The organism is Pleionea sp. WD8-19, from assembly GCF_055326765.1.
This window is the reverse complement of sequence record NZ_JBUZOU010000001.1, coordinates 167,022-185,320: the sequence shown is the minus strand read 5'-3', so window position 1 is coordinate 185,320 and position 18,299 is coordinate 167,022. Positions and strand designations below refer to the sequence as shown.

Genomic DNA, 18,299 nt, shown 5'->3' with positions numbered 1-18,299 from the left:
CGTTTTTAGAACTTAGAACTTAGAACTTAGAACTTAGAACTTAGAACTTAGAACTTAGAACTTAGAACTTAGAACTTAGAACTTAGAACTTTATTTGCGTAACAGTGTCTTTAGCACAAGCTTGTATGCCTATGTTACAATCGCCGCACCTTGATATTGGTGCATCCAAATTAGGACTCATTTATTTTTTATGATGAAATTGAAATCGTTGCTTTTCGTCGCTTGTTTTTTGTTCAGCTCGCTCGTTACGGCGGTAACACCGGCACCTCCTGCATTGGGTGCGAATGGCTATATTTTGGTCGACTACCACTCTGGCCAGGTGATTGCTGAAAATAATGCCGATAACCCATTACCTCCCGCAAGTTTAACCAAAATGATGACCAGTTATGTGGTCTCCAGTGAGCTGAAGGCGGGGAACATCGCTCTCGATGACTTGGTAACCGTCAGTAAAAATGCTTGGGCCAAAAACTTTCCAGAGTCTTCAAAAATGTTTATCGAAGTCGATAAACAGGTTTCGGTCGAAGATTTACTCAAAGGTTTAATTATTTCATCCGGTAACGATGCCAGTGTCGCGTTGGCCGAACACGTTGCAGGTAGCGAAGACAGCTTTGCTCAGTTAATGAATCATCATGCTCAAAAGCTTGGGTTAACGAATTCTAGGTTTGTCAATTCACATGGTTTGACATCCGATGGGCATCACACCACAGCACGCGATATGTCTGTGTTGGCGCGGGCGTTGATACGTGATTTTCCAGAAGAGTATGAACTCTACAAAGTAAAGGAATTTACCTATAACAATATTGCGCAATACAATCGTAACCGATTGTTATGGGACAGAAGCATGAATGTCGATGGCATTAAAACGGGCCATACTGAGGCTGCGGGTTACTGTTTGGTATCGTCTGCGGTACAGGATGATATGCGTTTGGTTGCCGTGGTCATGGGGTCGCGCAGTGAAGAAGCGCGAAAGGTAGAAAGTAAAAAACTACTGACTTACGGTTTCCGCTTTTTTGAAACGGTTAAACCTTTAAAAGCGAATACCGAGGTGCATCAGGCTCGAGTTTGGGGTGGTGAAATTGAACAAGCCAAACTGGGTGTGCTTGATGAAATTTGGTTAACCATTCCGCGTGGTAAACGTAACCAGGTCAAAGCAAACTATCAGGTGAGTGAAGAATTGGAAGCGCCGATCACAAAAGGACAAATGGTTGGGAAAATTTTCTTCCAATTAGATGGTGAAGACATTGCTGAATTTCCTTTAGTGGCGCTGGAAGACGTTGCCGATGGCGGTTGGTTCACTCGAACCATCGATGGTCTTAGTCGGTGGATTGGCGAGCTATTTTAGAGAGCGTTCTTTGAATACAGTCTATTTAAACGGTGAGTTTTTACCATTAGAGCAAGCCTCGATCTCAGTGATGGATCGAGGTTTTTTGTTTGGCGATGGTGTTTATGAAGTGATTCCCGTTTATGCTGGAAAGTTGTTTCGCTTTTCCAAACACATCGGGCGTTTAAACCGGTCGTTAGAGGCCATCGGTCTATTGCTTAATAAACAAGAGTCTGATTGGTTTACGCTTTGCCATAATTTAATTGAGCAGAATCAGTGCGAGCACGGTAGCCTCTATTTACAAGTTACTCGAGGCCCCAATTTGCAGCGTGATCACCGCTATCCAGGTGACATTTCACCAACGATTTTTCTTCGTCTTTCGCCATTACCTTGTGTTCAACAAACACCTTCTGAGCAAGGAGTTAAACTCTATTCTTTCGAAGATATTCGATGGCAGCGCTGCGATATTAAGGCAATTACATTATTAGCAAATTGTATGGCGCGACAGGCAGCAGAAAATCATGGTGCCGACGAAGCCGTGTTTATTAAAGACGGATATGCCATAGAAGGTTCGGCATCGAATCTGTTTATGGTGGAAAATGGAACCGTATTTACGGCACCAAAGTCCGAACGTATTCTGGCTGGTATAACGCGTGACTTGGTGATTGAAATATTAACTGCGTTAAATATTCCTTTTAAGGAATGCTTGTTTACTTTAGAACGATTGAAGCAGGCCGACGAAATCTGGATCACCAGTTCTACGCGTGAAATTCAACCGGTTTGGCAGGTGGATGATGTTGTCATTGGCAACGGAAAAACCGGTCCTCTTTGGCATCAATTGATTAAACACTATATGATTTTCAAACAAAAACTGTATCGTGGCGAGATTGAGTAAAGGTTATAATTATGTCTGATCCAAATACTCCCGAGGGCATCAATTCCGAGCTGTGGGATTTTCCTTGCACCATTGCCTTTAAAGCGATGGCGGTGAATCGACCCAATATAGATGTCGAAATTGTTTCAGTAATTCAACGTGTTTTGCCCGGTGATTACGCTCCCTCTTCCAAACCATCGGCAAAAGGCAATTATTTGTCGGTAACGGTAGAGGTTACATTCGACAATAAACATCAGGTTGAAACGTTATACAGTGAAGTTCGTGCGATACCTGATGTAAAAATGTGTCTTTAATGCTTAAGTCGTCTTAATTAAGAGCTTTCATGTGAGTGAGTTATCGTCCAGTCTTGTGATCCGACAACTGAGTCGTCAACCCTATGAGCCGGTTTGGCGAGCGATGTCGGAATTTACGGATAATCGACACAGTCGTACTTCCGATGAATTGTGGCTGGTAGAACACGATCCGGTATTTACTCAGGGGCAGGCAGGAAAAGCGGAACACATACTTGCCGCTGGTGATATTCCGGTTGTTCAGGTGGATCGTGGTGGGCAAGTGACCTATCACGGTCCGGGTCAGCAAGTGGTTTATTTTCTAATCGATTTAAGACGGAAAAGTCTCGGGGTCAGAGAATTGGTATCAGCGATAGAAGACTCCGTTGTCGATATGCTGGACGAAATGTCCATTAAGGCGCATGCGCGCAGTGATGCACCCGGCGTTTACGTTGAGTCGGGGGCGAAGATTTGTTCATTGGGGTTACGAATCAGAAAAGGTTGCAGTTTTCATGGTTTAGCGCTGAATATCAGCCTCGATCTGGAACCCTTTCAACGCATTAATCCTTGCGGATATGCTGGTATGGAAGTTACGCGCATTTGTGATCAGGGCGGACCAGCCTCTTTGAGTGACGTAGAACCATTGCTTATTAAGCATCTGATGGACAATTTAGGCTATAATACGCGCTCTTTCGTCGCCGGGTTGCCGGCCTGAAACATTTCTGTAGAACCATATGAGTCAAACTATGCCTGAGCAGTCTAAGGTTGCGAACAAGAAAGTTCCCGGTCAGAAATTACGTGGTGCTGACAAAACATCGCGTATCCCTATTAAAATCGTTCCCACTGCCGAGATGCCGCGTAAACCGGACTGGATCCGCGTTCGTCTGCCCAGTGGCAACAAAGTCGCAGAAATTAAGAATATGCTGCGTAACAAGAAGTTGCACACGGTTTGTGAAGAAGCCAGCTGTCCAAATTTACCGGAGTGCTTTGGCCACGGTACGGCGACTTTTATGATCTTAGGTGATATTTGTACCCGTCGTTGTCCTTTCTGTGATGTTGCTCATGGCCGACCCTTGGCTCCCGACGCTGACGAGCCGCAACATCTGGCCGAATCGGTGGTGAGTATGGGGCTAAAGTACGTGGTAATCACTTCTGTTGATCGCGACGATTTGCGCGATGGGGGAGCTCAGCATTTTGTTGATTGTGTGAATGAAGTGCGTCGGCAAAGTCCGAAAACTAAAGTCGAAACTCTGGTTCCGGATTTTCGTGGTCGTATGGATCGCGCTTTGGAAATATTGGGTGAAGGTTTACCGGATGTATTTAACCACAATCTGGAAACGGTACCTCGCTTATATCGACAAGCACGTCCTGGTGCTGATTATCAATGGTCTTTGGATTTATTAAAAAAGCACAAAGCGCTTTATCCCGATGTTTCAACAAAATCAGGCTTAATGGTTGGGTTGGGTGAGACTAACGAAGAAATCATCGAAGTGATGAAAGACCTGCGAGCTCACGATGTGGATATGTTGACCATTGGCCAATATTTACAACCGAGTAAAGATCATCACCCCGTGCTTCGATTTGTCACTCCGGCTGAATTTAAAGAGTTAGGGCAAATCGCCGAAGATATGGGCTTCGCTAACGTCGCCAGTGGTCCTATGGTCCGCTCATCTTATCATGCAGATAAGCAAGCGGCGGGTGAGAAAATCAGTTGATGCATTTTGCGGACGCGTAAGCGTCCGCACGATTACCATATATTCAGTTTTGCCATACCGGCTTGATACTGCGGTTTCTTTTTCCCACTTAAGTCACTCATCGCATCTTTAATTTCTTCTTTTACTTCTGGATCGTCGAATCGTTGATAAACCGTTTCTAGAATACTTTTATATCGATTGTCTTCGCTTCTTCCAATAAGCCGAACTAGTAGAATCACCATTTGTGCTTGATTATGGGACAAAATTAATGGTTGATGTAATAGTCGTTCAACAACCATGTCCATAATTTCCTGGTCAAGGATGCGTGCGTCTTTAATCAACCTTGTGGCTTCTTTAACAATATCGGTTTTATGACTGGAAAGACCTAAAATTGCGGCTTCTTTGTCGGGAGACTTTCGTGGGCTTGACAACATTCTATTCATAACCTGCAACTCTTTGGCCCATTGTGGAGTCTTCTTGGTGTTAAATAAATCGCCTGCTAAATATTGTTCCACATCCTTTTCTTCAATAACAGATAATGCGCTTTCTGCTTTCTCAATAACATCGTCATTTTGAAATGTCTCGACAATGTGTTTCAACAACGTCCTATAACGAGGATTACGACTTTTCTTAATAGAATAAATCAAAAATTGAATCTCATCCTCTACATATCCTTTTGCTGTATGGTGTTGACGCCATAAGCGCTCTGCGACATGGTCTAACAGATCGGCATTTTGGTACATACCCTTTTTGTAAATTGCCTGCGCCAGATTGAGCGCTTGCCGACCTTTTGCGTAAAGCAATAAGATCTTATAAGCTGCATAGCCTTCATTAATCCAATCTTGATTGATACGAGAGTCGTGGTATACCTCATCCACTATCCACGTATTTTCCCGATATTTACTGCGGGCAAAAAGTATGAGACCGAAATTCTCATAATAGAAACCAATATTAGATGTAGAAAAACGAATGAATGTAGCACTCCACATACGTGACAAAAGTTTTATTTCCAAGGGTGTTCCCGCAACTTCTAATACCTGATCCATCGTCATTGCTTCGGAGATTTTAAATTCTCCATTAGGAGTGATCTTTGGCAGCTCCTTTAAATTTTTAAATAGAGTAGATAAGTCGATGGAATCAATTGTGTTTTTGCTTTCTCCGTCCCGGGTTTGAATTTGCTCGATTGCACGTTCTATCCAGTCGATGATTTTATCGTGCGAAAATGTCTCAAGAGCCTGTTTAAGTATTGTCAGATGTTGCGCGCTTCCTTTTTCTGCCAAAACTCGAACACACCAAGCAATTGTATCTATTGCCAGTGAAGAGCGTGAGTCTTTCGCAGAAGCAATTTTTAGTGCGGTTAAATCGATTAATTTTGTCGAGATCTTATCATCTTGCACAATGCTTTTTGCGGCAAGCCTTATTTTTTCAAAGTCATTTCCCAGTAGCAACAGTGCGTAAACACGTTCTTTACCCTTGTAACTTTGAGCATCGTCTAACGCATTTGCATTGCAGAGAGAAGTCATCATAGTGATTAATAATATGCTAAATACAAATTGTTTCATCCAATACTCTCTCTTTCTCAGTTCAACAAAATTCCCACAATTAAAATCAATACCGCGGTGACGGAAAACAATAAAAGATAGCTACACCCGAGGAGTATCCATTTCCAGATGGTCAGTAGCCAATGTTGCTTATAAACCACTCGTAACGAAATCAAGAAATAAATTGGCAACCACCAATAAAGAAGCGTTTCAATAAAGGCCGCCGTACTTCCGAGAAAACTTACGAATCGGCTCGACGACGATGATAGATCTCCGGCAATTAACTCTAGAAAAATTGCTAATACTATGGTGATAAATAAAAACGAGTGACCGTGAATGGCATGGATCATATGTTCGATATAGTAGCGGCGCGCAAAGGGATAAAACAGCTTCATAATTAACGCAAACAGCGGGATAAGAAGCAACATGCTTTTGGGTACCATTTCCAGCAAGTCGCCGATAAAGTCTTGCGGATCGTCTTTAATTTTTTTCGCGTTTTTGGTGAGTTTTTCGGCTAGCGCTTTGTTGTCTTCGTCATTGAGAAACGGCAGGTTAACGTTAAAGTTACCATTGTTGTAGCGAATTCCCGGAGAAACATTAACTCGAATGTCACTCTCTTTGCTTCTTTTCTTCTGTTCAACTTCTTCTTGCGTGGTTTCACGTTTTGCGTTCGAGGTATTGTCAGGTTTTGGAACAGGTTTGGGTTTCGATAATTTTTCGTCACTCTCTATATCGGGAAGTTTGATGGTAGGAATCCCGAGTTGAGCAAGCTTTTTATTGGCTTCGTCAATTCCCTGCTGTGCTTCAGCCCTTTCTTGTTCCGAAAGCTGTTGCCACTCTTTGCTTGCTGTTATGGTCGGTAATGGTTTACCTGCATCTTCTGTATTTTCAACACCGGTAATAGCCGCGGCATTGTTAATGATTTTGTTTTCACTGAATTTGTTGAGAATCAATAACACGAAAATGCAAAGAATGCTGGAAAATAAAAACAGCCGCAGTGGAGGAACGTACCGAAAGCGTCGACCGGCGATGTACTCTCGAGTAAGAAATCCTGGGCGAAACAAAAGCGCAAAAAAAGTTCGTGCTGCTCGAGAGTCGAGGCTAATAATATCATCGAGTAATTCACGAATTAAGGAGCCGAAAAAACGAATAATGGACTTGGCAGGTTGGCCACATTGGTGACAGAAAGGACCGGAAAGAGATGTATGACAATTTTTACACTCACCTTGAAATTGCTGATGCTGCAAGTTTTGCTCCTGTGTTTGCGAGTGGATATTGTCGGCGGGTTTAGGTTCCGTCATCATAGTGCCTTAGATTGTGTCTGAGATAGCGCCTTGGGCTTTTATCGCGAGTCATGATAAAACAGGTTGAACAATACACGATTTTTGTTCAAATCGCGACTGACAGAAACCAGTAATCGAACTGGTAAAATACAAACGTCATTATGAACCCGTTTTGTTAGAGCTGAACCTTAAACTTGTCGATGGCGGTAATTTAGATAACAGGTAATTGGGGTAATTTTTGAGGAGTGCTGTGCTTGTTTGAAAACTATTCAAATCAACTTCTTGGACTCATTGAGCGGCAGCCAGAATGGGCATTTGCGATTGTCGCTGTTATTGCATTTTTAGAGTCTATGGCTTTTGTTGGTGCTGTTGTTCCAGGGTGGTTGATTTTACTTGGGGTCGGCGCTTTGGTTGGTGCGGGCGAGCTGGGTTTTTACACCATGTGCTTGGCCATGTTGGTGGGTGCGGTCGTGGGCGAAGGATTAAGTTATTGGCTGGGTTTCCATTACCGAGATGCCATTCGTCATTGGCAATGGATCGAGCGCCACCAAAAGGCTTTGCATCGAGCCGATCGATTCATTCGTCAATACGGAGTCATTAGCTTGGTGATTGGTCGTTTCATTGGGCCATTGCGAGCCGTGTTGCCGGTAGTGGCCGGAATTGCAGGTATGAGCCAAAAGCTCTTTTGGAGCGTTAACCTGTTATCCGGGTTAATTTGGGCGCCGCTCTATCTGATCCCCGGTATTTTATTGGGTGCCGCTTTAAAGCTACCGGATGGCTCTCGCGAAGTCATGGCTGTGTTTATCATTGCGGAAGTCTTGTTTATCTGGCTGGCGCGAAAGTGGTGGTTGGAACTCAAGTGGGCTCAGGAGCGTCGTGCACAACTGCGACTTCAATTTATGCTCGCCAGTTGTTGTTCCTTGATGCTGATTATTATTTTTAGTGTCAGCCCGGTTGGGCAACAGGTTTTCAATATTTTGGCACGCGTTTTTGAGGTGGTGAAATAATGCAATCGATCGCTGATTGGTTGTGGTGTATTGACTCACCATCACTAGTGAATAGTGCAACGAGTCTTTTTACCTCGCATGAGTTTGTTTCTCCGCTAAAGCAATTGGCGATGAAAGAACCAGAAAAGATCGAGCGGTACATTGAGGAAAAGCGGGCAACGTTAAAAACGCGACGTCTGGGAGAAAGGTTCGAGGCCTTTTGGCAGTTGGCTTTTGAACTGCACCCAGACTATCAAGTATTAGCGCATAACCTTCCCGTTCATGATGGCAAGAAGACAATTGGGGAACTGGACTTATTAGTTGGCGATCAACTGTCACAACAAATTTGGCACATTGAGCTGGCTTGCAAATTTTATTTGCAATTGCCGGGTGTTACTGGATTATCGCGGTGGATAGGCCCAGGGTTAAAAGATCGTTTGGATGTAAAACTCAAGCGACTGCGTGAGCACCAGATGGCACTCACGGAACATATTGCAGCAAAACAATTATTCACATCAAATGATTGGGCAATGCCATCCGTTCAATCGATCGTAAAAGGGAGGCTCTTTCGAGCGCTTTCCGAAAAGTCGTTTGAAATGGAGTCTGATTTAAATTCCGAATGTGATATAGGCTTTTGGGGGACTTCCGAACAAATTTGTGCCCATTTTTCTCAACGAGATCATTGGCGTTGGTCGATCTTAGATAAGACCGAATGGTTCGCACCAAGGCAGAAAAATGATACGGCTACTCGTTTACCAACGTTATTGTACTATCTTGCTGGACACCCGCGGCAAGTCGTCGCTTTCGAAGCGAACAGAGAAGTTGCCAGAGGGTTTTGGGTGCCAAATGACTGGTTGTCACGTGCTATGTCTTGTCATCAATGAGTCAACAGCGCCATGCAAACTAATAGAGAGTTAACTTTCTTTGGTGTCGTTATTGGTAATTTCTTCTTCACCAGGCTCATTCACCGCACCATTACGCGTGTAGAAATTCTCTTGCATGGATTTCCACATTTTTAAATTTTGTTCAGCAATATTTTGCATCATGGTCAGAGGATTGGTACCAAGAAAAGTATTCAGCGGGCTTTTAAATCCGGCTTGTTGTTCCATAAAGAGCTTCATAGAGTGTTCAAGAAAACGACTCATCATCGCTTGCATAGAATCGCCATAAAAACGAATCACATTTTGCAGAATTTCTGATGTGAAGATTGGGCTTTCTTTATCTTCTTGCTCCGAGATGATTTGCAATAAAGTGGAGCGTGTTAAGTCTTCACCGCTTTTGGCATCGATGACTTTGAAAGGTATGTAACCCAAAACCAGTTCTTTTACATCGTTAAGTGTGATGTAACTGCTGATCGCCGTATCGTATAAACGACGATTTGGATATTTTTTTATTATACGTACGTCTGACATGATGATTTATCCCAACAATCAATTAATGACGCCTGTTGTTTTTGTTATCTACAGTGCTTTTGGTCGCATGTATTTTCATGCTTTGTTGCAGTGTATCAGGATATTTTGTTACGTACCATAGGAAAAATGGGCCATGCTCTTACTCATTTCGGGGGCTTATTTAAATGCGATGTGAAGGAACTTTAAGCTTTAAGCCTTTGATTTCTGCTCGGTAAAATGAGTTACCGCTCTGGGCGTGTTCCCAAAACGGTAACTCTTCAGTTTAACGACTTGCTCGGTTATCAATTAAATTTTCTACAACCGACGGATCCGCCAGCGTCGATGTATCACCCAGGTTATCAAGTTCGTTAGCGGCAATTTTTCGGAGAATACGACGCATGATTTTTCCGGAGCGCGTTTTTGGTAATCCAGGAGCCCATTGGATCACTTCCGGTTTTGCAATAGCGCCAATTTCTTTGTTCACAAGCTGTATTAATTCTTTTTTTAATTCATCACTTGGTGATTCTCCGGCCATTAACGTAACGTACGCGTAAACACCCTGTCCTTTTATGTCGTGTGGAAACCCGACCACGGCGGCTTCGGCTACTTTTTCATGCAATACCAACGCACTCTCTATTTCTGCTGTACCCAACCGATGGCCGGAAACATTGAGTACATCATCCATTCGGCCAGTGATCCAGTAGTATCCATCTGCATCGCGGCGAGCACCATCTCCGGTAAAGTAATAGCCTTTGTATTGTGAAAAGTAAGTATCGTAAAAGCGTTGATGATCGCCATAAACAGTTCGCATTTGCCCAGGCCATGAACGCGTCATGACCAACGCGCCTTCCGCTTCTCCTTCCAGAATTTTGCCATCGCCGTCGAGCAAGGCGGGTTGAATGCCGAAGAAGGGACGAGTTGCAGAGCCTGGTTTTAATGCTGTTGCACCGGGTAAAGGTGTTAACAGGATCCCACCGGTTTCTGTTTGCCACCAGGTATCTACAATGGGGCAGCGCGCATCACCGACTTTATGATAGTACCATTCCCAGGCTTCTGGGTTGATGGGCTCACCTACGGTACCCAACAGGCGTAAGCTGGAGCGTTTAGAGCGGGTTACAAAGTCATCTCCTTGTCCCATTAGCGCGCGTATGGCTGTCGGGGCGGTGTAAAAAGTATTGACCTGGTGCTTGTCCACAACTTGCCAGAAACGTCCGGCATCCGGGTAGGTTGGCACCCCTTCAAAGACGAGTGTGGTCGCTCCGTTAGCGAGTGGGCCGTAAAAAATGTAAGAGTGCCCGGTGATCCAGCCCGCATCGGCGGTACACCAGTACACATCGCCATCCTGATAATCGAATACGTATTTATGCGTGATCGCTGCGTACAGCAGGTATCCACCAGATGTATGCAGTACGCCTTTGGGTTTTCCTGTGGAGCCTGAAGTGTAAAGTATAAAGAGTGGGTCCTCGGCGTCCATTTCTTCAATAGGGCAATCGGCGGGCTGTTTTTCTACTTCGGCGTAATAGTCGACATCGCGATCCGAATGCCAGTTGATATCGGCTTTTGTGTACTTTACAACAATAACGGAGTGAACATCCGGGCAACCCGCTAACGCGGTGTCAGTGTTGGCTTTCAGCGGCACTTTTTTTGCGCCGCGCACACCTTCATCGGCGGTGATCACGACCTGACAGTCTGAATCGAGTATTCGACTTTTTAACGATTCCGGCGAAAAACCACCAAATACTACCGAATGAACAGCGCCTATACGCGCACAAGCTAACATGGCATATCCGACTTCGGGGATCATTGGCATATAAATACAAACGCGATCACCCTTTTTAACTCCTCGGGCTTTTAAGAGGTTGGCGAAACGACAAACTTGCTGATGCAACTCTTTATAGGTAATGGCTTTGCTTTCATTAGGGTCATCACCTTCCCAGAGAATGGCCGTTTGATCGCCGCGTTTGTCAAGGTGACGATCGACACAGTTGTAACACACATTGAGCTTGGCGCCTTGAAACCAGGCGATTTGCGCTTCGCGATAGTCCACATCCATAACCGTGTGCCACTTGTGGGACCAGTCGATAAATCGCTCTGCTTGCTCAGCCCAGAAACTTTCCGGATCATCAATAGAGCGTTGGTACAGATTGAGATATTGATCGTTATTAAGCAGAGTGTCTTTTTTATAAGCCGGATTCACCGGATAGGTTTTTACTTCTGACATGCATTCTCTCCTGCTGATGGTTCCTTGGCCTCAAAACATCCTAAAGGCCGATGGCTATGAATTTCTGTTGGCTACATACATTAATCGAAAAGTGACGAAGCATAAAGTCGCGACGAGCTCAATTTGTATCTCTAAGAATTGCATGACATCGTCCATGAAAATGACAGCGCTGTCAATTGTGTGGGTGAGAATTAATATGTCCACATTAGCCCAGATCGCAAAATAATCTCGTTTAATAAAGCAACAGGGTTTGAAAACAAAAAAAGCCGGAGGAAGTGATGAGAAACGCACGAGCCATTGAAACCAGTGATGTGGATATGACACCTATGTTAGACATTGTGTTTATCATGCTCATTTTCTTTATTGTGACGTCATCCTTTATGAAAGAGTCTGCAGTGGATTTAAACCCGTTGGTACGTAGCTCTAATCCAGGTCCAGAAGCCGATACAGTCACGATTACCATCGATGCTTATGGCGATATTTCGTTTGAGGATCAGGTTATCGATGTGGCTCAGGTATCAGCGCGAGTTGAAAGTTGGGCGATGGATAAAAAGTCACCGTCTGTGATTGTGTTGGCCGATGAAGAGGCGGTTACGGAACAGCTGATAGCCGTGACCGATCAGATTCGATTAGCACAAATCAATAAAATTACGGTGGCCCCTTTTTCGGGCAAATAACCTTCATTTTTGTTGAGTTATTTTGTGCTGTCCTTAAATCTCGCTATAATACCCGCTGATTTTTCCATGAACTCGGCTTCAGGCTTTTGGGGCGATTGAGGATGCTAAGCATGAATTTCTTTAAAAACAAAGGGTTAGTAGTATTAGCCACTGCGGTATTCACGTTTGGGAGTGTGATGGCGGCAGATAACAAAGAAGAAGAGACAACCGATAAGGCGTATAACGAACTGAAAAAGAAAATGGTGTTTAGCAAAGAAAATATTGCTAAGCGTACCGCGCCAGTGGGTAAAATATTTGTAGAGGGGGATGATGTGCCTACCGCTGAACCGCCCCCTGCACCTGTCAGTACTGGCCCACGTAGTGGTGATCAAGTTTACGCTCAAAATTGCTCAGCTTGTCACAGTGGCGCACTGCCTAATGCCCCAGCTTTTGGTTCTGATGTTTGGGTGACTTTGGCGGAGCGTGGGGTAGATGATTTGTTAAAGACTGCAATTGCAGGTACAGCGAATGGTATGCCACCAAAAGGCGGTTGCATGAACTGTTCTGATGACGAACTAAAAGCCGCTATTGAGCATATGATAGGTAGTGCAAAGTAAAATTGAATTGGTATCAATAAAAAAGGCGCATCTGCGCCTTTTTTATTGTCTGTTTCGCTATAAATTGACTTCTTGATTGTCAATTAACCTTGGCTGGCCTAACCAGGCTGCCGCGGCAATAAGTAGGTTTTTATCTTCACGTTGCGCTGGCTGCAAATCTTGCTGTCGAACAATATCGAAGTAGTCGACTTTAAAGCCATCATGGGTTAATTGCTGAATGGCATTTTTCTGCAAAGAGGCAAAGTTTTTGTCACCGGCTTCTATTTGTTTTTGAGTCGCGATGATAGTCGCTCGCAAATGTGAGGCGTGATCTTTTTGTTGATCCGATAAGTAACCATTGCGTGAGCTCATCGCCAGACCATTTTCTTCGCGAACAATATCGCCGCCCAAAATTTTAATGGGCATGCAAAGATCATCCGTCATTCTCTTAATGATCATCAACTGTTGATAATCTTTTTTTCCAAAAATTGCGACATCGGGTTGTACAATATTAAACAGCGTATTGACCACTGTGGTGACTCCGGCAAAGTGTGTGGGACGGCTGGCGCCACAAAGCTTGTTGGTTAATTCATCAAGCGCAAGTACGCGTGTGTGTTGTTCCTTTCCTCGCGGGTAAATGTCTTCGCTTGTGGGTAAAAAAATAAAATCGACATTTAATGCTTCCAGTTGTGTTTTATCTTGTTCAAACGTGCGCGGGTAAGCGTCAAAATCTTCGTTTGGACCAAACTGCATTGGGTTTACAAAAATGCTGACAACGACAACGTCAGACTGCTGCTTTGCTTGTTCGACAAGCGAAAGATGCCCGCGATGCAAGTTACCCATAGTAGGAACAAAAGCGATGGTTTTGCCTCGCTTTTTTAACGCCAACATTTCGCTTTGCATTTCAGATTTTTGTTGAATAATTTTCATAACGTAATAAGTTTGGGTCATATTGGGTGAAAAGTGGACGTATATTTTACGATTGACGAGCTATCGATTGTCCTTCAATATTTTCCGCAACTCGCAACTCGCAACTCGCAACTCGCAACTCGCAACTCGCAACTCGCAACTCGCAACTCGCAACTCGCAACTCGCAACTCGCAACTCGTTTATTTAAACGTATGCTCTTGTCCCGGAAAGCTTCGTTGCTTCACTTCATTTACATAAAGCTCAATGGCCGCTTTAATATTACCGTGCACTTCAGCCATAAAATTTTTCACAAACTTAGGCTTAAATTGAGTGTTAAGCCCTAGCATATCGTGCAATACCAAAACTTGCGCATCGCAATTGGGACCCGCACCAATACCAACCACCGGAATCGAAAGCATTTTCGTTACTGTTTTTGCGAGTTCCGATGGAACACATTCGAGGACCAGTAAACTGGCACCGGCATTTTCTAACGTTTTCGCATCTTCAATCAGCTTTTTCGCTGCAGTTTCATCGCGGCCTTGCACTTTAAAACCACCAAGTGCATCAACCGATTGCGGAGTTAAACCCAAATGCGCACAAACTGGAATGCCGCGTTCAGTCAGGCCGACGATAGTTTCAGTCAGCCAGGCGCCGCCTTCCAGTTTCACCATATTGGCACCGCTTTGCATGAGCAGGGTGGCATTGTGGTAAGTTTGTTCTGGAGTGGCATAACTCATGTAGGGCAAATCACCCAGTATTAATGCACGATCAACGCCGCGTTTAACACATTCGATGTGATAACACATATCGTCTATTGAAACGGGTACGGTTGAGTCTCGTCCTTGGATTACCATACCCAAGGAATCGCCAACTAAGATCACTTCCACACCGGCTTGATCCATCAAACGTGCAAAGGTGGCATCGTAAGCGGTTAACATTGCAAAAGGCTCGCTGTCTTTTTTTAACTGCTTGAGCGTGTGCAAAGTGACTTTTTTCATAAAGCTTCCTTATTTCGGTGAAATTACTCAGAGAATTTCAGGGCGCGGGTTAAAATAATGCCGGCCGCTGTTGGTTTCATGAATGCGCTCGAGTAATTTTTGGTAATCGTTTTGGTTTTCCACCAGATCAAGACCGGAAGCATTCACAATTAACAGCGGCGAACTCTGGTAATAATGAAAAAATTCCATATAAGCGTCGGAAACTTTCTGTAGATACTCTTTGTGTATCGGTACTTCGTAGTGACGAGCGCGCTTACGAATGCGATCCATCAATACATCTACGGGAGCTTGTAAATAAATCACCAAATCTGGCTGCGGTGTATCGATGGTTAAATTATCGTACACTTGGTTGTATAAACTGAGCTCGTCACTATCGAGTGTGACCTGTGCAAACAGGCGATCTTTATCCATTAAAAAATCGGCCACATAACTGGATATAAACATATCCGACTGGCGCAACTCTTTTAACTGTTGTGCACGTTGAAATAAAAAATGAAGTTGCGTCGGTAATGCGCCGGTTTTGGGGTCTTGATAAAAGCGGGGCAGAAAAGGGTTGAGCTCCTCACCTTCGGTTAACAGTTCGGCCTGATAGTACTCTGCTAATTTGCGTGCGAGTGTGGTTTTCCCTACACCGATAGGTCCTTCAACGGCAATGAATTTTTTATTAATAAATTGCGTCACGTTAATTTCTCGATGCCAGTTGTTGAAGTTTGTTCCGCCAGTAGGTTCAGAGGTTGCCCATCTGGTAAAATGAGTTCAGGGGCGATTTCGAATAGGGGTAACACGACAAAGTTTCGAACTTTAAGTCCGTAGTGTGGCACTTGCAATCGTGGCAGGTCAATGACTTTATCGTCGTATAACAGCAGATCCAGGTCGAGTGTGCGGGGTCCCCAACGTTCCGCTTTACGTATGCGACCTTGTTGGTTTTCGATGGCCTGCATTGCGTCAAGCAGGGCCAGTGGCGTTAGAGTGGTTTGCAATGCTGTAACGGCATTGATGTAGTCGTTTTGGTTGGCTGGGCCCATGGGAGCTGAGCGGTACAATGAAGAGACTTTGAGTAACTTGCTATGATTCATTTGAGCCAGTAAATCGATAGCCATTTTGGTTTGCGTTATTGGTTCCAGTAAATTACTACCGATGCCAATATAGGCGGTCACCGTACTCATGACGCTTTATTGCCGCGTTGACGCTTTGGGTTGCGGCGTTTGTTGTAATGACGCTTTCGTTTCGGTTTATTGCTGCTTGAAAGCGCTTGTAGCATGCTGCGTTGGCCTTCGGCTGAGGCTTCTTGAAATCGGGTCCACCAACTTGCAATAGGCTCGAGATCTGGGTTGCCGCTGGCGCGTAGAACGAGAAAGTCGTAAGCAGCACGGAATTTCGGGTGCTCTAGCAAGCGGTAAGATTTGTGAGTACGATTTTCCAGTCGCGGCTGCAGTGCCCAAATATCACGCATGACCAGAGCAAATCGCTTGGGTATAGAAATAAACTGCGTTTGCTCGCCAATCACGTGACTCATTGCTTTGTGGTAGGCATCGTTCACACTCATGCCTTGCTGACGAAGTAAATCCGCGCGCTCTTTTAAAGGTTGCCATAAAAACACGGCGTACAAAAAAGCAGGTGTCACTGGCTTTTCTTGTCGAGTACGTAAGTCGGTACTTTCAAGTGCAGAATCGATAAAACGTTGAAAGCGTTGTTCGTTATCTTTTTCTTTGCTTAAACAAAGCGCGGTTGCTGGAAACAACTGCTCAAACAGGCGATAGTGCTGGAGTTGATGAACCGTATTACGAGCATGCCCAGCCAACAGTAATTTATGGCTTTCATCCCAGAGCCTGGCCGCCGATACATTACTCATTAAGTTGGCATTCGGGATAATCGGTTTTGCGGTATTGTCTTCAATGGCCAGATCCAGTTTTACCGCTAAGCGAATGGCACGTAACATCCTTACCGGATCTTCTTTGTAACGAGTGAGAGGATCACCGATCAGTCGAAGCTGGCGTTTTTTCAAATCTTCCAAACCACCCGTAAAGTCTTTCAAGGTATAGTCGTCACTCGAATAATAGAGTGCGTTAATGGTGAAGTCGCGGCGTAGTGCATCTTCTTCTAGCGAGCCGTATACGTTATCGCGTACCAACATGCCGGAAGCGTGTTGTTCGCCGTGCGGGTTTTTTTCGGAATGGTGTGCGCGAAAGGTTGCGACTTCGATAATTTCATGGCCAAACAATATGTGCGCCAGTTTAAAACGACGGCCAATGATGCGACAGTTTCGGAATAAACGTTTTACTTGCTCGGGAGTCGCACTGGTGGCGATGTCAAAGTCTTTCGGGTGTAAGCCAAGCAAAATGTCCCGCACACCACCACCAACCAAGTAGGCTTCGTATTCGGCCTTGTGTAAGCGGTTAAGTACTTTAAGGGCATTGACACTGATCTCCTTTCGCGAGATAGCGTGAGCTTCGCGCGGTAAAACCACGGGTTCCAGCGGGCTAATATTTCCCTTTCCAGTAAACCATTTTTGCCAGAGCTTTTTTATCATCATCATCCAGTTCATACCATCGAGCAGCGGATCATACCAGTTAGCATTATTTTTGGAAGTCTGGGGTCCGGTCGCTTACCTCAGTACAGCGCTAACTCGTTGTCGGTACAGTTATGTGTTGTTTTTCCGGAATGGCCTTGCGAGACCAGTGTTGTCTGCCCCAATTTAAGATTTCTTCGCAACCGGCATCTTTCAGTTGCGGTGGTGGCTGTTGACCTAGAAATGTTAAAGCTTCGAGCAAATGAGCTTGAGCTTGGGCTGGTTGTATCGCCGGTGCATAGTTTTGTTTACTGAGCTTGTTACCATCGCTACCCATTGCCAATGGAATATGTAGGTATTCGGGTGTGGGTGCGGCGAATGCCTGATAAAGGGCCATTTGTTTCGGTGTAGAGTCAAGTAAGTCAGCACCGCGTACAACCACACTGACCGCTTGCTCAATGTCATCGGTTACAACCGCCAATTGATAGGCAAACAGCCCATCTCGGCGCTTCACGATAAAATCTTCTGCAGCCTGACAGAGGGGCAGTTGAATGTTACCTTGAAGCGTGTCTTTAAATTGGGAAACCGGCTGAAGGTTTTTAAAACGCAAGGCCATGTTAGCGGAGAAAGGTATACGCTTGTCGCGACACCGGTTGTGATAAACGCCACCGCTCTCTCGGATGCTTTTACGACTGCATTGACAAGCATAGATACGGTGCTGAAGCTGTAGTTGGGCAATGCGTGCTTCATAAAGAGTGTTTTGTTGACTTTGAAAGAGCACCGACCCGTCCCAGAAAAGACCAAAGGCTTCCAACGTTTTCAAAATTTCTGTTGCTGCTCCAGGCTGCTCACGCGGTGGATCCAAATCTTCCATGCGCACCAGCCACTCTCCGTCATGTGCTCGAGCATCAAGATAACTTGCTACCGCGGCCACTAGAGAACCAAAGTGTAGGCGCCCAGAGGGAGAAGGGGCGAAACGGCCTCTATAAGTAACTTTAGAAGAAGAGGTCATTGATTAAAGGGCGCGCAC

Annotated in this window: 19 protein-coding genes; 9 read left to right on the top strand and 10 right to left on the bottom strand. The window is 44.8% G+C overall.

Going from position 1 to position 18,299, the window contains the following annotated elements; all coding sequences use genetic code 11:
• Nucleotides 1-190: 190 nt before the first annotated feature.
• From ACTUJY_RS00745 to lipA, 5 genes are read left to right on the top strand one after another with little or no spacing between them, the layout of a single operon-like run.
• Entirely contained in the window at nucleotides 191-1,342 is a 1,152-nt protein-coding gene (locus ACTUJY_RS00745) for a D-alanyl-D-alanine carboxypeptidase family protein (RefSeq protein ID WP_463614118.1), read from the top strand.
• On the top strand, nucleotides 1,281-2,216 hold the full coding sequence (locus tag ACTUJY_RS00740) for a D-amino acid aminotransferase (RefSeq protein WP_463614117.1): 936 nt from the start codon (nucleotides 1,281-1,283) through the stop codon (nucleotides 2,214-2,216). Before ACTUJY_RS00745 ends, ACTUJY_RS00740 begins: the two co-directional genes overlap by 62 nt.
• Nucleotides 2,217-2,227: 11 nt before the next feature.
• Nucleotides 2,228-2,509 carry a DUF493 family protein YbeD gene (gene ybeD, locus ACTUJY_RS00735; RefSeq protein ID WP_463614116.1) on the top strand — a complete coding sequence of 94 codons (282 nt, stop codon included), beginning with the start codon at nucleotides 2,228-2,230 and terminating at the stop codon, nucleotides 2,507-2,509.
• Nucleotides 2,510-2,540: 31 nt separating this feature from the next.
• Nucleotides 2,541-3,200 carry a lipoyl(octanoyl) transferase LipB gene (gene lipB / locus ACTUJY_RS00730; RefSeq protein ID WP_463614115.1) on the top strand — a complete coding sequence of 220 codons (660 nt, stop codon included), beginning with the start codon at nucleotides 2,541-2,543 and terminating at the stop codon, nucleotides 3,198-3,200.
• Between the two features lie 19 nt (nucleotides 3,201-3,219).
• Complete coding sequence (gene lipA, locus ACTUJY_RS00725; RefSeq protein WP_463614114.1) at nucleotides 3,220-4,200, top strand: lipoyl synthase; 981 nt, start codon at nucleotides 3,220-3,222, stop codon at nucleotides 4,198-4,200.
• A 32-nt stretch (nucleotides 4,201-4,232) separates the two neighbouring features.
• Here the strand turns inward: lipA and ACTUJY_RS00720 are convergent, their stop codons facing one another.
• Nucleotides 4,233-5,741: a hypothetical protein gene (locus tag ACTUJY_RS00720; protein WP_463614113.1), complete on the bottom strand. Its 1,509-nt coding sequence runs from the start codon at nucleotides 5,739-5,741 to the stop codon at nucleotides 4,233-4,235.
• 17 nt (nucleotides 5,742-5,758) lie between these two features.
• Nucleotides 5,759-7,021 (bottom strand): DUF3667 domain-containing protein, encoded by a 1,263-nt coding sequence (locus ACTUJY_RS00715; protein WP_463614112.1) that lies wholly within the window; start codon nucleotides 7,019-7,021, stop codon nucleotides 5,759-5,761.
• A gap of 236 nt (nucleotides 7,022-7,257) precedes the next feature.
• Here ACTUJY_RS00715 and ACTUJY_RS00710 point away from each other — a divergent pair, with 236 nt between their 5' ends.
• Nucleotides 7,258-8,010: a DedA family protein gene (locus tag ACTUJY_RS00710; RefSeq protein WP_463614111.1), complete on the top strand. Its 753-nt coding sequence runs from the start codon at nucleotides 7,258-7,260 to the stop codon at nucleotides 8,008-8,010.
• Complete coding sequence (locus ACTUJY_RS00705) at nucleotides 8,010-8,873, top strand: DUF1853 family protein (RefSeq protein WP_463614110.1); 864 nt, start codon at nucleotides 8,010-8,012, stop codon at nucleotides 8,871-8,873. Before ACTUJY_RS00710 ends, ACTUJY_RS00705 begins: the two co-directional genes overlap by 1 nt.
• Nucleotides 8,874-8,903: 30 nt before the next feature.
• Here ACTUJY_RS00705 and phaR read toward each other — a convergent pair whose 3' ends face one another.
• A complete protein-coding gene (gene phaR, locus ACTUJY_RS00700) occupies nucleotides 8,904-9,401 on the bottom strand; it encodes a polyhydroxyalkanoate synthesis repressor PhaR (RefSeq protein ID WP_463614109.1) in 498 nt (165 codons plus the stop codon).
• Nucleotides 9,402-9,663: 262 nt separating this feature from the next.
• The gene (acs, locus tag ACTUJY_RS00695) at nucleotides 9,664-11,601 is read right to left on the bottom strand and encodes an acetate--CoA ligase (protein ID WP_463614108.1); all 1,938 of its coding nucleotides are present in this window, start codon (nucleotides 11,599-11,601) and stop codon (nucleotides 9,664-9,666) included.
• Between the two features lie 278 nt (nucleotides 11,602-11,879).
• On the opposite strand from acs, the gene ACTUJY_RS00690 reads away from it, so the two are divergent.
• Together ACTUJY_RS00690 and ACTUJY_RS00685 are read left to right on the top strand one after the other, a co-directional pair.
• Entirely contained in the window at nucleotides 11,880-12,278 is a 399-nt protein-coding gene (locus ACTUJY_RS00690; protein ID WP_463614107.1) for an ExbD/TolR family protein, read from the top strand.
• A 110-nt stretch (nucleotides 12,279-12,388) separates the two neighbouring features.
• Complete coding sequence (locus ACTUJY_RS00685) at nucleotides 12,389-12,874, top strand: c-type cytochrome (RefSeq protein WP_463614106.1); 486 nt, start codon at nucleotides 12,389-12,391, stop codon at nucleotides 12,872-12,874.
• A gap of 57 nt (nucleotides 12,875-12,931) precedes the next feature.
• Here ACTUJY_RS00685 and panC read toward each other — a convergent pair whose 3' ends face one another.
• The 6 genes from panC to gluQRS all read right to left on the bottom strand — a co-directional run bounded on the left by panC (nucleotide 12,932) and on the right by gluQRS (nucleotide 18,281).
• Entirely contained in the window at nucleotides 12,932-13,783 is an 852-nt protein-coding gene (gene panC, locus ACTUJY_RS00680) for a pantoate--beta-alanine ligase (protein ID WP_463614105.1), read from the bottom strand.
• Between the two features lie 179 nt (nucleotides 13,784-13,962).
• Nucleotides 13,963-14,760: a 3-methyl-2-oxobutanoate hydroxymethyltransferase gene (gene panB / locus ACTUJY_RS00675; protein ID WP_463614104.1), complete on the bottom strand. Its 798-nt coding sequence runs from the start codon at nucleotides 14,758-14,760 to the stop codon at nucleotides 13,963-13,965.
• A 27-nt stretch (nucleotides 14,761-14,787) separates the two neighbouring features.
• Nucleotides 14,788-15,441 (bottom strand): deoxynucleoside kinase, encoded by a 654-nt coding sequence (locus tag ACTUJY_RS00670; protein WP_463614103.1) that lies wholly within the window; start codon nucleotides 15,439-15,441, stop codon nucleotides 14,788-14,790.
• Nucleotides 15,438-15,926, bottom strand: coding sequence for a 2-amino-4-hydroxy-6-hydroxymethyldihydropteridine diphosphokinase (folK, locus tag ACTUJY_RS00665; protein ID WP_463614102.1), 489 nt, complete (start codon nucleotides 15,924-15,926; stop codon nucleotides 15,438-15,440). Before folK ends, ACTUJY_RS00670 begins: the two co-directional genes overlap by 4 nt.
• Entirely contained in the window at nucleotides 15,923-17,296 is a 1,374-nt protein-coding gene (gene pcnB, locus ACTUJY_RS00660) for a polynucleotide adenylyltransferase PcnB (RefSeq protein WP_463614101.1), read from the bottom strand. Before pcnB ends, folK begins: the two co-directional genes overlap by 4 nt.
• 85 nt (nucleotides 17,297-17,381) lie before the next feature.
• A complete protein-coding gene (gene gluQRS / locus ACTUJY_RS00655; protein ID WP_463614100.1) occupies nucleotides 17,382-18,281 on the bottom strand; it encodes a tRNA glutamyl-Q(34) synthetase GluQRS in 900 nt (299 codons plus the stop codon).
• Nucleotides 18,282-18,299 lie beyond the last annotated feature (18 nt).